Source organism: Streptomyces telluris (assembly GCF_024519335.1).
In the GTDB taxonomy this organism is placed as follows: domain Bacteria; phylum Actinomycetota; class Actinomycetes; order Streptomycetales; family Streptomycetaceae; genus Streptomyces; species Streptomyces telluris.
In genome coordinates this window covers 80,304-92,508 of sequence record NZ_JANIID010000029.1, presented here as the reverse complement: position 1 = coordinate 92,508, position 12,205 = coordinate 80,304, and the positions used below count along the sequence as shown (strand labels likewise).

Sequence of the window (12,205 nt, the reverse complement as noted above, 5' to 3'; positions counted from 1 at the left end):
TCAACAATTCTCAATAGGTATTGGGGATGACGATGGCCCTGTCCACTGCGCAGCGCGTGGCCGACGCGCTCCGCGACCGCATCGAGGGCGGCGGCCTGCCGCCCGGCACCCGGCTCTCGGAAGAGGCCCTCGGCCGGGACCTCGGGGTCTCGCGCAACACGCTGCGCGAGGCGTTCCGCCTGCTCATCCACGAGAGCCTGGTCGTGCACCGGCTCAACCGCGGCGTCTTCGTCCGCGTCGTCGACGCCGCCGACGTCACCGACATCTACCGCGTGCGCGCCGCCCTGGAGCGCGCCGGCGTCCGGGCCGCCGCGGGGGCCGGGCGGCCGCTGCGCGAGGCCGTGACCGCGGCGGTGGACGAGGCCGAGCGCGCCGCCGCCGGGGGCGACTGGCAGGAGGTCGGCTCGGCCGACCTGCGCTTCCACCGCGCGCTGGCCGCCCTGTCCGGCAGCCCGCGCATCGACGCCGCGATGGACCGGCTGATGGCCGAACTACGCCTGGCCTTCCACGCGATGCCCTCGGCGCACCGCTTCCACGAGCCCTTCCTGGCGCGCAACCGCGCCCTCGCCACGCTCCTGGAGGACGGTGAGTACGGGCGCGCGGAGAGCGAGCTGACCACCTATCTGGACGACGCCCTGGAGCTCATCCTGGGCGCCCTGCGGGAGCGGGAAGGGGAGAACGCATGAACGCCCACGGCACCGCCGTGCTCGACCTCAACGCCGACCTCGGGGAGGGCTTCGGGCGCTGGCACCTGACCGACGACGAGGCCCTGCTGTCCGTGGTGACGAGCGCGAACGTCGCCTGCGGCTTCCACGCCGGCGACCCCTCCACGATGCGCCGGGTCTGCGAGCGGGCCGCCGAGCGGGACGTGCGCATCGGCGCGCAGGTCTCCTACCGCGACCTGGCCGGCTTCGGGCGCCGCGCCATGGACGTGCCCCCGGACGAGCTCGCCGACGAGATCACCTATCAGATCGGCGCCCTGCGCGCCTTCGCGCGCGCGGCCGGCTCGGACGTCGCCTACGTCAAGCCGCACGGGGCGCTCTACAACCGCACGGTCGCCGACGCCGAGCAGGCCGCGGCCGTCGTCGCCGGGGTGCTGCGCGCCGGCGGGGCCCTGCCCGTGCTGGGCCTGCCGGGCTCCCGGCTGCACGAGGCCGCCGCCGGGGCCGGCCTGCCGGTGGTCACCGAGGCGTTCGCCGACCGCGCCTACACGGCCGCCGGCACCCTGGTGCCGCGCCGGACCCCCGGCGCGGTCGTCCTCGACCCGGACGCCGTCGTCGCCCGCTCCGTGCGGATGGCCCGGGAGGCGGCCGTCACGTCGCTGACGGGCGAGGAGGTCACGGTCCGGGCCCGCTCCCTGTGCCTGCACGGCGACACTCCGGGCGCCGCGGACCTCGCCCGCCGGGTCCGCGCCGCGCTGGAGGCCGCGGACGTCCGTCTGGAGGCCTTCGCATGACCGCGCCCCGCGCGGACGCCCCGCCGCCCCGCCGCCCCCTGCGCGTCGGCCCGCACGCCCTGCTCGTCGAGGTGGCGGGCACCGAGGAGGCGCAGGCGCTGCACGCCGAGCTGCTGCGGCGCCGCGCCGGCGGGACCCTGCCGCCCGTGACCGAGATCGTGCCGGCCGCGCGGACCGTCCTCCTCGACGGACTGGCCGACCCGCAGGCCCTCGCCGCCGACATCGTGCACTGGGACGTGCCGCCGCTCGCGGCCGCCGGCAGCGAGCCCGTCGTCCTGCCGGTCCGCTACGACGGGGCCGACCTCGCGGAGGTCGCCGCCCTGTGGGGGGTCGCCGAGGACGAGGTCGCCCGCCTCCACTCAGGTCTCGAATTCCGCGTCGCGTTCTGCGGGTTCGCCCCCGGCTTCGGCTATCTGACCGGCCTGCCGGAGCGTCTGCACGTGCCCCGCCGGGCCACGCCCCGCACCTCCGTGCCCGCGGGCGCCGTCGGCCTGGCAGGCCCGTACACCGGCGTCTACCCCCGCTCCTCCCCCGGCGGATGGCAGCTCATCGGCCGTACGGACGCGGTTTTGTGGGACGCCGCGCGGGAACCGGCGGCGCTGCTGGCACCCGGCACCCGCGTACGGTTCGAGGTGACCATATGACCGGGACCGAAACGGACAGCCGAGTGCCCGGAACGGACGGAAGCACGCCCGGAACGGACAACCGCCCGGACGGCGGCGCGCCCGCCCTGACCGTCGTCCGGCCCGGCGCCCTGACGACCGTGCAGGACCTCGGCCGGCCCGGCCACGCGCACCTGGGCGTGGGCCGCTCCGGCGCCCTGGACCGGCCCGCGCACGCGCTCGCCAACCGCCTCGTCGGCAACCCGCCCGGCCGCGCCGCGCTGGAGACCACCGTCGACGGCTGCGCCGTGCGCACCGCGGCGGCGGTGACCGTCGCGGTGACCGGCGCCCCCTGCCCGGTGCGGGTCGACGGCCGCCCCGTGGCGTGGGGTGCCGCGGTGCGGGTCCCGGCGGGCGCGGTGCTCGACGTGGGCCGGGCCTCCTGGGGGCTGCGCAGCTACGTGGCGTTCGCGGGCGGCCTCGCCGTGCCGCCCGTCCTCGGCAGCCGCTCCCGCGACCTGCTGTCGGGGCTGGGGCCGGAGCCGTTGACCGCGGGCGCGCAGCTGCCGCTCGGCGCGCCCTGCGGGCCGTCCACGGGCGCCGACGCCGTCCCGTGGCCGGGCCCGCCGGTCGGTGCTCTGGTGCTGCCGGTCGTGCTCGGTCCGCGCGACGACTGGTTCACGCCCGCCGCGCTGCGCACCCTGGCCGGCGGCGGCTTCCGGGTGGCGGCCGCGAGCAACCGGATCGGCCTGCGCACGGAAGGCCCGGCCCTGGAGCGCGCCGCGGAGGGCGAGCTCCCGAGCGAGGGGATGGTCCTGGGCGCGGTCCAAGTGCCCCCGGACGGCCGCCCCGTCGTCTTCCTCGCCGACCACCCGACGACCGGCGGCTATCCCGTCGTCGGCGTGGTGCCCGAGGCGGAACTGGCCGCCGTGGCGCAGGCCGTGCCCGGCACGCCGGTGCGGTTCGTGCCCGTACGGGGCTGACGCCGCGGCGGCGGCCGCGCTCCCCGGGCCCGGCCGGTTCCGGTGCCCGGCAGTCCCGCCGCCCGGCCGCCGCCCGGGGCCCGCGCCCCGGGCCTGCGGCCCCCGCGTTCAGTCCAGGCCGCGGATGATGTGCGACTCCGCATCCGGGTCCTCGCCGGTGCGTTCCGGCGTCTCGCCCGGGACCGGACGGCGGGCCCGCGCGGTCTCCTCCCGGCTCTCGCCCCGGTGCTGCATCCGCTCGCCCTGTCCCTTGAGCTGCTCCACGGCCGCCTCCTCGCCTCGCCGAACCCCCGGAAACCGACTGGCCGGGTTCCCCCAGGGTGACGGCCCGAAACCGGCCCCCAACACAGGGGAAATCGCCAGATATGACGACCACCATTCAGGTGAAAATCCCTCCAATCAGGTTAAAATGCAGGCAGGTCCGACCTGACACGGAAAGAAGGTGGCTGACGTGACCGCTCCTACGTCGCCCCGGATAGAACAGCACCCGGACATCCTGGCGCTCCGCGCCCACTCCGAAGCGGCGACGAGCACGCCCGTCGCCCAGGCCGTCGAGGCACTCGCCCTTCTCTGCGGTGTCTATCTGGCCGCCTCTCCATGGATTGTGGGCTTCAGCGGCGCCTCCACTCTTGCCATCCATAACCTGATCGTGGGAGTCGCCTTTGCTTGCCTGGTCGGCGGTTTCGGCCCGGCCTACGAGCGCACGCACGCGATGAGCTGGGCCGCCCTGGGCCTCGGCGCCTGGACGATCATCTCCCCCTGGGTCGTCTCCGGGCACGCCTTCATCACGCACGCCGTCGTCAGCAACGTCATCACCGGCGCGGTGGCGTGCCTGCTGGCCCTCGCCCTGGCACGCATGGGGATGGCGAGGTCACGGCAGTAACCGCTGCACGGTCTGAAAAAGGCTGAATTTCGCCGTTCTCTCCGTTCGCGCCGTCACCTCTCGGCGGTCTTCCCCCTCCGGCCCCGCCGCCCGCACACCGGGCGGCGGGGCCGGAGCGCTTCCCGGGCGGCGAACGCCGGGCCGCAAACACCGGCCGCAAACACCGGGCGGCAACAACAACCGCCCGATTCACTCCGGGGGATGAAAACTCGGGTGATCTTCGTACCTGATGACTCCGCCGGACGGGAAGTGGCAATGCTCCCCCTCCCACTGATCACTCCAACCTCATGAGGTCCGACGCATGACGATCGAGGCGCTGCCCGAGGGGCCGCGCGACCGGGGGAAGGCCCAGGGATGAGTCACCTCTACAGCTACAGCGCGCCCGGGGTCGGCACGGGCCGGGGGACGGCACTGCCCGCCGCGTCCGCGGCGGAGAACCTCCGGCTCACCCTCGTCTACTTCCTCCCCAACTACCTCAAGGGCGTCTTCCGCTCCCGGCCCCGGATCGCCGCCCTCCTCGCCCGGGCGGACACCTCCCGGCACGGCCTGGAGGCCATGCGCCGCCTGCGCCGCCGGTACGGCCGCGGCCCGGTCATGGTGCGCGGCGCCGCCGGCCCCACGCTCCTCGTGCTGGACGCCGACGACGCCCGGCAGGTCCTCTCGGGGCCGGTGGGGGTGTACGCGGTCGACACCTGGGAGAAGGTGAGCGGGTTCGCGGCGGTCCAGCCCGAGACGCTGGTGGCCTCGCACGGCCGGCAGCGCATGGTGCGCCGGATGTTCAACGACGCGGTCCTGGACGCCGGCTGCCCGGTGCACCGGCTCGCCGACCGCTTCCTGCGGGTCGCCGGCGAGGAGGCCGCGGCCCTGCTGGGCCCCGAGGCGGTGGCCGGGCTGCGCCCGGAGACGCTGCGCGAGGGCTTCGAGCGCGTGGGGCGGCGCTGCTTCCTGGGCGAGGCCGCCGCCGACGACGAGGAGTTCTCCCGGCTCCTGGCCGGGCTGCTCGCCGAGGCCAACTGGATGGGTGCGCGCCGCTGGCGGGCCCGCCGCACCCGCCGGCTCCGCCGCAGGATGATGCAGCGTCAGGCCCGCTATCTGTACGAGGCCGATCCGCGCAGCCTGGCGGGGCTGTTCGCGGCGGCTCCCCGCGGCCCCGAGACCGCCCCGGAGTGCCAGGTCAGCCACTGGTTCATGGCGCTCGGCGCGCTGAGCGCCGTCGCCGCGCAGACGCTCGCCCTGCTCGCCACGCACCCGCGCCACCACGAGCGCGCGACGGAGGAGATCCGGGCGGCGGACCGCACCCACGGGCCGCGCACGGTCCCGGGCTTCCTCGGCATGCCCTACCTGCGCGCCTGTGTGCAGGAGGCGGCCCGGCTGTGGCCACCCGTGACCGGCCTCGCCCGCCGGACCACCGGCGAGACCCGCTGGCGGGACTCGGTCGCACCGGGCGGTGTCAACGTCCTCGTGCCCACCGCGTTCCACGCCCGCGACGGCGAACGGATCGGGTACGCGCACCGGTTCGCGCCCGAGAAGTGGCTGGACGGCACCGCCGAGCGCGACTGGGCGGTCAGCCCGTTCAGCCGGGGCGAGGCCCAGTGCAGCGGCATGGAGCTCGGACTGCAGCTGGCCACGGCGTTCGTCGCCGAGCTGCTGCGCGGCGGGGAGCTGGCCGTCGCCGGGGCCCGGCTCGGCCCCGGCCACCCGCTCCCGTACACCTTCGACACCTCGCGGCTGCGGATCGGGATCCGCGCCGCCCGTACACCGGAGGAGGGCGCATGACGGCCGAGGGCACGCCGGGTTCCCGGGACACGGGAGCCGGACCGAAGGACGCGGCGGCCGCCCGGCTCACCGCCGTGGCCCGCGAGCTGGGCGAGGCCGCGGAAGCCGTCCGGGCGGCCGGGCTCGCGGTCACGGCCGTCGCCGGCGACCCCGCGCTGCTCGCCTCGCTCGGCCGCTCGCCCCGCCGCGGGCTGCGGGCGGCGCAGGCCCTGGCCCACGTCCTCACCGACGCCGCGGGGCTCGGCTACGCCCCCGACGGGGGGCGGGCCGGCCGGATCGCCCGGCTGGCCGGCGCCGCCGCCGTCCGCAGGAGCCTCGCGGCCGATCTGGCGGCCACCGCGCTGCGGCTGCGGATCCGGCTGTGCGCGACGCGGCACGCGGAGTACGCCGCGCAGAGCCCGGTGCGGCGGCTGCTCGTCGCCGTCGAGGCCGGGCTGCCCGAGCTGGCCCTGCGCATCCTCCGCGAGCGCGTGCGCGTCCGGGGCGCCGGGCACACCCTGGCCGCGCTCGCCCCCGCGCTCGGCGACGTGAGCGCCTGGTGCGCGCTGACGGACGGCAATCCGTTCAACGACGCGGCGGCCTGGCACACGGTCACGGGCACCGCGGACGGGGCCGGTTCCGTGCCCGGCCCCCGCACCGGGGCCCGGCCCGGCCTCCTCCGGAGCCGGGAGAGGGCCGTCGCCGAGCCGCCGGACCCGGCGTTCCTCGACGGCCTGGACGACGACGGCGGCATCACCGCCCACCTGCGCAACCTGGCGGCCCTCGGGCCCGGCAGAATGCTCACCCGGCACGTCACCGGCCCGGACGGCGTCGCCCGCTGCCTGGTGCTGCTGCCCGGCCCGGGGTTCGTCCTGCCGCGCACGGCCTCCCCGCAGGAGCTGGTCGGAGCCGTCGCCGGGCTCAACCGCGGCGACTCCCCGTACACCCGGGCCGTCCGCGAGGCCCTGCTGCGCACGGTGCCCGAAGGGATGCCGGTCGCGCTCGTCGGGCACGGCCACGGCGGCGCGGCGGCCGGGCACCTGGCCCGTGCCCCGGAGGCGGGCACCCGCCTGCGGTTCACGCACGTCGTCGCCGTCGGCTCGCCGGCCGCACCCCGGCGCCCGTCCGACCCCCGCACCCGCCTCGTCGCCCTCGCCGAGGAGCACGACCTGACGCCCCGTCTCGGAGGCCACGGCCCCGTCCCGGCCCTCCCCCCGCCGCCCGGCCTGCTGGAGATCACCTGGGCGGACCCCTCGTACGACGTCCCGCAGTGCCACGGCGCGGAGGCCTACGCCCACAGCCTCGACAAGACCGCCCCCGAGACCCGCGACCGGGTGGACGAGCTGCTCGCCCCGTACCGGGGCCGGGCCGGGCGGTCCGTCGTCCACCGCCTCCCGGCCGGGTAGGCCGGCGCGCCCGAGTGTCCGAAGCACCTTCTGCAAACCTCACGGAGAACTGTCGATGACGCCGGTACCGCGACGCCGCGAGTGGCACTCCCTCCCCTTCCCCCTCGCGCTGCTGGAGCTCAGGAGACAGCGGCAAGCGCTGCGGGCGCACAACCTGCACGACACCTACGGGGCCGGCGGGGAGCGCCCCCGTACGCCCACCGCCGCGCTGCTGCCCCACCGCAGCTACGACGGCTCGGGGTACGACCCCGCCGATGCCGACATGGGCCGGGCGGGCACCCGGTTCGACCGCAACTGCGCCCTGCCGGAGACCTTCCCCGAGCCGGAGGACGACGGCCTGCTCTCGCCCAGCCCCCGGGAGGTCAGCCGGCAGCTGCTGCGCCGCTCCGGCTTCCGCCCGGCCACGGGGCTGAACCTGCTGGCGGCGGCCTGGATCCAGTTCCAGAACCACGGCTGGTTCAGCCACGGGGAGAACAAGACCGACGGCCCGCTGGACGTGCCGCTGGCCGCCGACGACGACTGGCCGCAGTGCCCGATGCTCGTCCGCCGCTCCCGCCCCGACCCGGCCCGACGTCCCGGCCCCACCGGCCCGGCGCACCCGCCCACGTACGAGAACACCGTCAGCCACTGGTGGGACGGCTCCCAGCTGTACGGTTCGAGCGAGGAGCGCTGCCGGGCCCTGCGCACGGGCGAGCGGGGCAAGCTCGCCCTGACGGACGGGCGGCTGCCCGACGAGACGGCGCCGGGGCTGTCCGGGATCGACCTCACGGGCTTCAACGACAACTACTGGGTCGGGCTGTCCCTGCTGCACACGCTCTTCGCCAAGGAGCACAACGCCATCTGCGACCGGATCGCCGCGGCCCACCCCACGTGGGGTGACGAGCGGCTCTTCCAGACGGCCCGGCTCGTCAACGCCGCCGTCATGGCGAAGATCCACACCGTGGAGTGGACCCCGGGGGTGGTCTCCCACCCCGTCACCCGGGCGGCCATGCACATGAACTGGTACGGCGTCCTGCCCGCCCGGGTGCGGCGCCGGGTCGGCCGGTTCGGCAGCGGGGAGTCGCTGTTCGGCATCCCCGGCTCCCCCACGGACCACCACACCGCGCCGTATTCGATGACCGAGGAGTTCGTCGCGGCCTACCGGATGCACCCCCTCATCCGCGACGAGTACGCGATCCACTCGCACCGCTCGGGCGCGCTGATCGAGCGCACGGGCTTCGACGAGCTGCAGGCTCTGGCCACCCGGCCGGCGGTGGACAGATACGGCCTCGCGGACCTGCTGTACTCCTTCGGCGTGATGAACCCCGGGGACATCACGCTGCACAACCACCCCGACTGCCTGCGCGACCTCGCGCGGATCTCCGGCGAGCACGTGGATGTCGGCGCGGTGGACATCCTGCGCGACCGGGAACGGGGCGTCCCGCGCTACACCGCGCTGCGGGCGGCGCTGCACCGCCCGCCGGTCTCCGGCTTCGAGGAGCTGACGGGGGGTGACGTGGGGCTCGCGGCCGAGCTGCGCGAGGTCTACGACGGACGGCTGGACCGCGTCGACACCATGGTCGGCATGTACGCCGAGCAGCGGCCGCGAGGGTTCGCGTTCAGCGACACGGCGTTCCGGGTGTTCGTCCTGATGGCGTCCCGGCGGCTGAAGAGCGACCGCTTCTTCACCCGGGACTACCGCCCGGAGGTCTACACCCCCGAGGGCATGGAGTGGATCGACCGCACCGGCATGACCGACGTGCTGATGCGCCATCACCCGGAGCTGGCCCCGGCGCTGCGGGGGGTGCGCAACGCGTTCGCGCCCTGGCGGATGCTGCGGCCCGGGGGGATCCGGTGATGGGCGCCGGCGCGGAGCAGGCGCCCTGGTCGCAGCCCGTCCGGGCGCAGGCCTGCTCGCTGCGGGAGCAGGCGGCCCGGCTGCGGTCGAGCGCCGAGGAGGTGGCCTCGCTCGGCGCGGAGGGCGCGGCCCTGCACAAACGGATGACCGCTCATGCGGACCGCGCGGAGACGGCCGCGCGCTCGCTGGAGCGCGCGGCCGATGCCCTGGCCCGGCACGAGGCGGTTCTGGCGGCCCTGGACCGCCGCTTGGAGGAGGGTGACTCCGGTCCGCTGCGGCCGCGGTGGCGGTAGCCCTGCCGGGCGGACAGGAGCGGGCGGACGGCAGCCGTAAGCGACCAGGCCGTCGTCCGGATTCCGCCGGACCCTCGCCGTCGCGGCGGAGTGAGAGAGCGCCCCGCGCCCTCCGCTCCGCCGCCGCGGCGAGCGACCACAAGCGTGGAGCCCGGCGGTGCCGACGCCGCGGCGGCCCGACGCGACCCTAACGGGCCGCCAGCGCGGCCGGGTCGCGGGCGTACCAGCGTTCGTCGCGGAGCTCGGCCAAGCCCTGGTCCACGAGGCCCTGGACGTGCTTCGTGACGGTACGCGGCTGATAGCCGGCGGCCGCGCACAGCTCTTCCAGGGAGGCTCCGGCAGCGCCGCACGTCCGCAGGCTCTCCCAGGTGCGCACGATGTGCCGGCCGAGCTCGGGGGCGGCGGGCGGGGCTGCGCGCTCCGCGGCGGCACGCTCCGGCACCGCGGCCGGCCGGGCCGCGGGCCGGGCCGCCGCCCGCTCCAGGGGCCGCTCCGGCGCCTTCTGCGCCACCGGCTGCCGGGCGGCGGACGGCGCGGCGGACTGCGCGGCCGTGTGCGCGACGGCCGGCTGCGGGGCCGCGGCCGGGGAACGGCGGCGGACGGCCGCGCCGACCGGGCGCGGAGTGCGGTTGACCCTGCGGTGCCTGCGGCCCTTCTGGCGTTTGCTCATGGATGTACCACTGCTCCGTCCTGTGGCGGGGTGCGTTGCTGCGTGCTCTCCCCCGGGTCAACCCGGCGGTCATCAGGCGGTTACGGCCATGTCTTCGAGTGTGCGGGACATCACGCGCGAGCCCGGCAGGGCACGCCGCAAGTGCTTCTGGTGGCATATGTGACGCTTGGGGCGTGCGCATTCTGATAGTCGAGGACGAGACGGGGCTGGCCGGTTCCCTGCGGCAGGGGCTGGCCGCCGAGGGCCATCTGGTGGACGCCGTCCACGACGGCCACCGCGGCCTGGAGGCGGCACTCACCGGCGTGTACGACGTGATCGTGCTCGACGTGATGCTGCCGGGCCCGAGCGGCTACGAGATCTGCCGGCGGCTGCGCGGGCTCGGCCAGTGGACGCCGGTGCTGATGCTGACCGCCAAGGACGGCGAGTACGACGAGGCGGAGGGGCTCGACGCGGGGGCCGACGACTACCTGTCGAAGCCGTTCTCCTTCGTGGTGCTGCTCGCCCGGCTGCGCGCGCTGGGCCGCCGCCGGGGCGGCGGTGGCACTCCCCCGCTGCGCGCCGGGGACCTGGTGCTGGACCCCGCGGCGCGCCGCTGCCTGCGCGGCGGCGTGGAGATCGAGCTGACCGCGCGCGAGCTGTCCGTCCTGCAGTACCTGATGGCGAACGCCGGGCAGGCGGTGGCCAAGCGCGACATCCTCGACGAGGTCTGGGACTTCCCCGGCGACACCGACCCGAACATCGTGGAGGTGTACGTCTCCTCGCTGCGCAGGAAGATCGACGCGCCGTTCGGCCGGCGCACGATCGTGACCGTGCACGGCACCGGCTACCGCATCGCCGCGGACGGCGGCGGCCCGTGACCGCCGCGCGCCGGCCACGGCTGCCGCGGACGCTGCGCGGCAGGTGCGCGGCCGCGGCGGCCCTGGCGATGGCGGTGGTGCTCGGCGTGGGCGGCACCTGGCTGTACACGGTGCTGCGCGCCAACCTGCTGGACACCACGACCGGCCGCACCGAGCTGGCCGCCCGCGAGGTGGCCGCGCAGGCGGACGCCGGGGAGCTGCCCGCGCTGCTGGCCTCGCCGCGTACGGGCGTGGACGTCGTGCTCGTCCTCGACGCGCACGGAGCGGTGGTCGCGACCACCCGGCCGTCGGCGGAGGCGCTCGCGCGGGAGGTCGCCCCGCTGCGCCCGGAGGCCGGGCACGACGCGGCCCACCGCATCCTGTCGGGCGGCCTTGCGGCGGGCGGTGACCGCGGCGACGTCGTGGTGGTGCGGGCCGCGGCGCCGCCGGGGCCGGGCGGGGAGCGGCAGGAGCGGTACGTCTACGCGCTGACGGTGCTCAACGACGTCGACGGCGCCACGCACGCGATCGCGGTCGGCCTCCTCGCGGGCGCCCCGCCGCTGATCGGCCTGGCCGCGGCCATCGCCTGGGCGGTGACGGGGGCGGCGCTGCGGCCGGTGACCACGATCCGTACCGAGCTGGCGGCCGTCACCGCGAGCGCGCTGGACCGGCGGGTGCCGGTGCCTGCGGCCGGTGACGAGGTGGCGCAGCTGGCCCGTACGGTCAACGCGACGCTGGACCGGCTGGAGCTGGCGGTGGGCCGGCAGCGGCAGTTCGTCGCCGACGCCTCGCACGAGCTGCGCAACCCCGTGGCCGCGGTGCGCTCCCGGCTGGAGGTGGCGCTGGCCGCGCCCGGCGGGCCGTCGCCCGAGGGCGTGCGGGCCGCGCTGGAGGACACCGTGCGGCTGCAGCACGTGGCGGCGGACCTGCTGCTCCTGGCCCGTTTCGACGCGCGGGCGCCGATGGCGGCCGGGGAGCCCGCGGACCTCGCTCTGCTGGCGGCCGAGGAGGCGGCCCGGCGCCCGGCGCCGCGGGTGCCGCTGACGGTGCGCGCCGCGGCTCCGGTGCCGCTGCGCGGCCGGACGGGGCAGCTGGAGCGCCTGCTGGCGAACCTGGTCGACAACGCCCTGCGGCACGCCGCCTCGCGCGTGGTGATCACGGCGTCGCTCGACGGGGCCGCGGGGCGGGCGGTGCTGGAGGTGGCCGACGACGGGCCGGGGATCCCCGAAGAGGAGCGCGAGCGGGTCTTCGAGCGGTTCGTCCGGCTGGACGCCGCGCGGGCCAGGGAGAGCGGCGGCAGCGGGCTGGGGCTGGCCATCGCCCGGGAGATCGCGCGCGCCCACGGCGGGGGCCTCGACGTGGCACCGGGCGGGACCGGGGCCCGCCTGGTGGCGTGGTTCCCGCTGTCCGGGGGCGCACCGCCCGAACAGTCCGGTTCCGAGGGCCTTGCTTACGGAACACGCGGTTCCTGAAGGTTCGCTCAG

The 12,205-nt window shown here is 76.6% G+C and carries 13 protein-coding genes; 11 read left to right on the top strand and 2 right to left on the bottom strand.

What is annotated here, in order from left to right; all coding sequences use genetic code 11:
• Positions 1 to 32: 32 nt before the first annotated feature.
• Genes NQU55_RS27020 through NQU55_RS27005 form a run of 4 tightly spaced genes read left to right on the top strand, consistent with a single transcriptional unit; the run spans position 33 to position 3,041 of the window.
• Positions 33 to 686 carry a GntR family transcriptional regulator gene (locus NQU55_RS27020; RefSeq protein WP_168092690.1) on the top strand — a complete coding sequence of 218 codons (654 nt, stop codon included), beginning with the start codon at positions 33 to 35 and terminating at the stop codon, positions 684 to 686.
• Positions 683 to 1,456, top strand: coding sequence for a LamB/YcsF family protein (locus NQU55_RS27015; RefSeq protein WP_168092683.1), 774 nt, complete (start codon positions 683 to 685; stop codon positions 1,454 to 1,456). The genes NQU55_RS27020 and NQU55_RS27015 overlap by 4 nt, the downstream gene beginning before the upstream one ends.
• Positions 1,453 to 2,100, top strand: a complete 648-nt coding sequence (pxpB, locus tag NQU55_RS27010; RefSeq protein ID WP_168092682.1) for a 5-oxoprolinase subunit PxpB — start codon at positions 1,453 to 1,455, stop codon at positions 2,098 to 2,100. The genes NQU55_RS27015 and pxpB overlap by 4 nt, the downstream gene beginning before the upstream one ends.
• Positions 2,097 to 3,041 carry a 5-oxoprolinase subunit C family protein gene (locus NQU55_RS27005; protein ID WP_168092681.1) on the top strand — a complete coding sequence of 315 codons (945 nt, stop codon included), beginning with the start codon at positions 2,097 to 2,099 and terminating at the stop codon, positions 3,039 to 3,041. Before pxpB ends, NQU55_RS27005 begins: the two co-directional genes overlap by 4 nt.
• A 108-nt stretch (positions 3,042 to 3,149) precedes the next feature.
• On the opposite strand, the gene NQU55_RS27000 is transcribed toward NQU55_RS27005, so the two are convergent.
• A complete protein-coding gene (locus NQU55_RS27000) occupies positions 3,150 to 3,305 on the bottom strand; it encodes a hypothetical protein (RefSeq protein WP_168092680.1) in 156 nt (51 codons plus the stop codon).
• A 187-nt stretch (positions 3,306 to 3,492) separates the two neighbouring features.
• Here NQU55_RS27000 and NQU55_RS26995 point away from each other — a divergent pair, with 187 nt between their 5' ends.
• From NQU55_RS26995 to NQU55_RS26975, 5 genes are all read left to right on the top strand, one after another.
• Positions 3,493 to 3,924 (top strand): SPW repeat domain-containing protein, encoded by a 432-nt coding sequence (locus tag NQU55_RS26995; RefSeq protein ID WP_168092679.1) that lies wholly within the window; start codon positions 3,493 to 3,495, stop codon positions 3,922 to 3,924.
• A 354-nt stretch (positions 3,925 to 4,278) separates the two neighbouring features.
• Positions 4,279 to 5,700, top strand: coding sequence for a cytochrome P450 (locus NQU55_RS26990; protein ID WP_168092678.1), 1,422 nt, complete (start codon positions 4,279 to 4,281; stop codon positions 5,698 to 5,700).
• The gene (locus NQU55_RS26985; RefSeq protein WP_168092677.1) at positions 5,697 to 7,085 is read left to right on the top strand and encodes a hypothetical protein; all 1,389 of its coding nucleotides are present in this window, start codon (positions 5,697 to 5,699) and stop codon (positions 7,083 to 7,085) included. Before NQU55_RS26990 ends, NQU55_RS26985 begins: the two co-directional genes overlap by 4 nt.
• 55 nt (positions 7,086 to 7,140) lie before the next feature.
• Positions 7,141 to 8,922: a peroxidase family protein gene (locus NQU55_RS26980; protein WP_168092676.1), complete on the top strand. Its 1,782-nt coding sequence runs from the start codon at positions 7,141 to 7,143 to the stop codon at positions 8,920 to 8,922.
• Positions 8,922 to 9,215: a hypothetical protein gene (locus NQU55_RS26975; RefSeq protein WP_168092675.1), complete on the top strand. Its 294-nt coding sequence runs from the start codon at positions 8,922 to 8,924 to the stop codon at positions 9,213 to 9,215. Before NQU55_RS26980 ends, NQU55_RS26975 begins: the two co-directional genes overlap by 1 nt.
• Before the next feature lie 187 nt (positions 9,216 to 9,402).
• Here the strand turns inward: NQU55_RS26975 and NQU55_RS26970 are convergent, their stop codons facing one another.
• Entirely contained in the window at positions 9,403 to 9,885 is a 483-nt protein-coding gene (locus NQU55_RS26970) for a hypothetical protein (protein ID WP_168092674.1), read from the bottom strand.
• Positions 9,886 to 10,058: 173 nt separating this feature from the next.
• On the opposite strand from NQU55_RS26970, the gene NQU55_RS26965 reads away from it, so the two are divergent.
• Together NQU55_RS26965 and NQU55_RS26960 are read left to right on the top strand one after the other, a co-directional pair.
• The gene (locus tag NQU55_RS26965; RefSeq protein ID WP_168092673.1) at positions 10,059 to 10,742 is read left to right on the top strand and encodes a response regulator transcription factor; all 684 of its coding nucleotides are present in this window, start codon (positions 10,059 to 10,061) and stop codon (positions 10,740 to 10,742) included.
• Positions 10,739 to 12,193: a sensor histidine kinase gene (locus NQU55_RS26960; protein WP_256791329.1), complete on the top strand. Its 1,455-nt coding sequence runs from the start codon at positions 10,739 to 10,741 to the stop codon at positions 12,191 to 12,193. Before NQU55_RS26965 ends, NQU55_RS26960 begins: the two co-directional genes overlap by 4 nt.
• Positions 12,194 to 12,205 lie beyond the last annotated feature (12 nt).

Coding starts and splice junctions, on each gene's coding strand:
- NQU55_RS27015 (WP_168092683.1), top strand. CDS start 683: ATGAACGCCCACGGCACCGCCGTGCTCGACCTCAACGCCGACCTCGGG.
- NQU55_RS26970 (WP_168092674.1), bottom strand. CDS start 9,885: ATGAGCAAACGCCAGAAGGGCCGCAGGCACCGCAGGGTCAACCGCACT.
- NQU55_RS26980 (WP_168092676.1), top strand. CDS start 7,141: ATGACGCCGGTACCGCGACGCCGCGAGTGGCACTCCCTCCCCTTCCCC.
- NQU55_RS27005 (WP_168092681.1), top strand. CDS start 2,097: ATGACCGGGACCGAAACGGACAGCCGAGTGCCCGGAACGGACGGAAGC.
- NQU55_RS26985 (WP_168092677.1), top strand. CDS start 5,697: ATGACGGCCGAGGGCACGCCGGGTTCCCGGGACACGGGAGCCGGACCG.
- NQU55_RS26975 (WP_168092675.1), top strand. CDS start 8,922: ATGGGCGCCGGCGCGGAGCAGGCGCCCTGGTCGCAGCCCGTCCGGGCG.
- NQU55_RS26990 (WP_168092678.1), top strand. CDS start 4,279: ATGAGTCACCTCTACAGCTACAGCGCGCCCGGGGTCGGCACGGGCCGG.
- pxpB (WP_168092682.1), top strand. CDS start 1,453: ATGACCGCGCCCCGCGCGGACGCCCCGCCGCCCCGCCGCCCCCTGCGC.
- NQU55_RS27020 (WP_168092690.1), top strand. CDS start 33: ATGGCCCTGTCCACTGCGCAGCGCGTGGCCGACGCGCTCCGCGACCGC.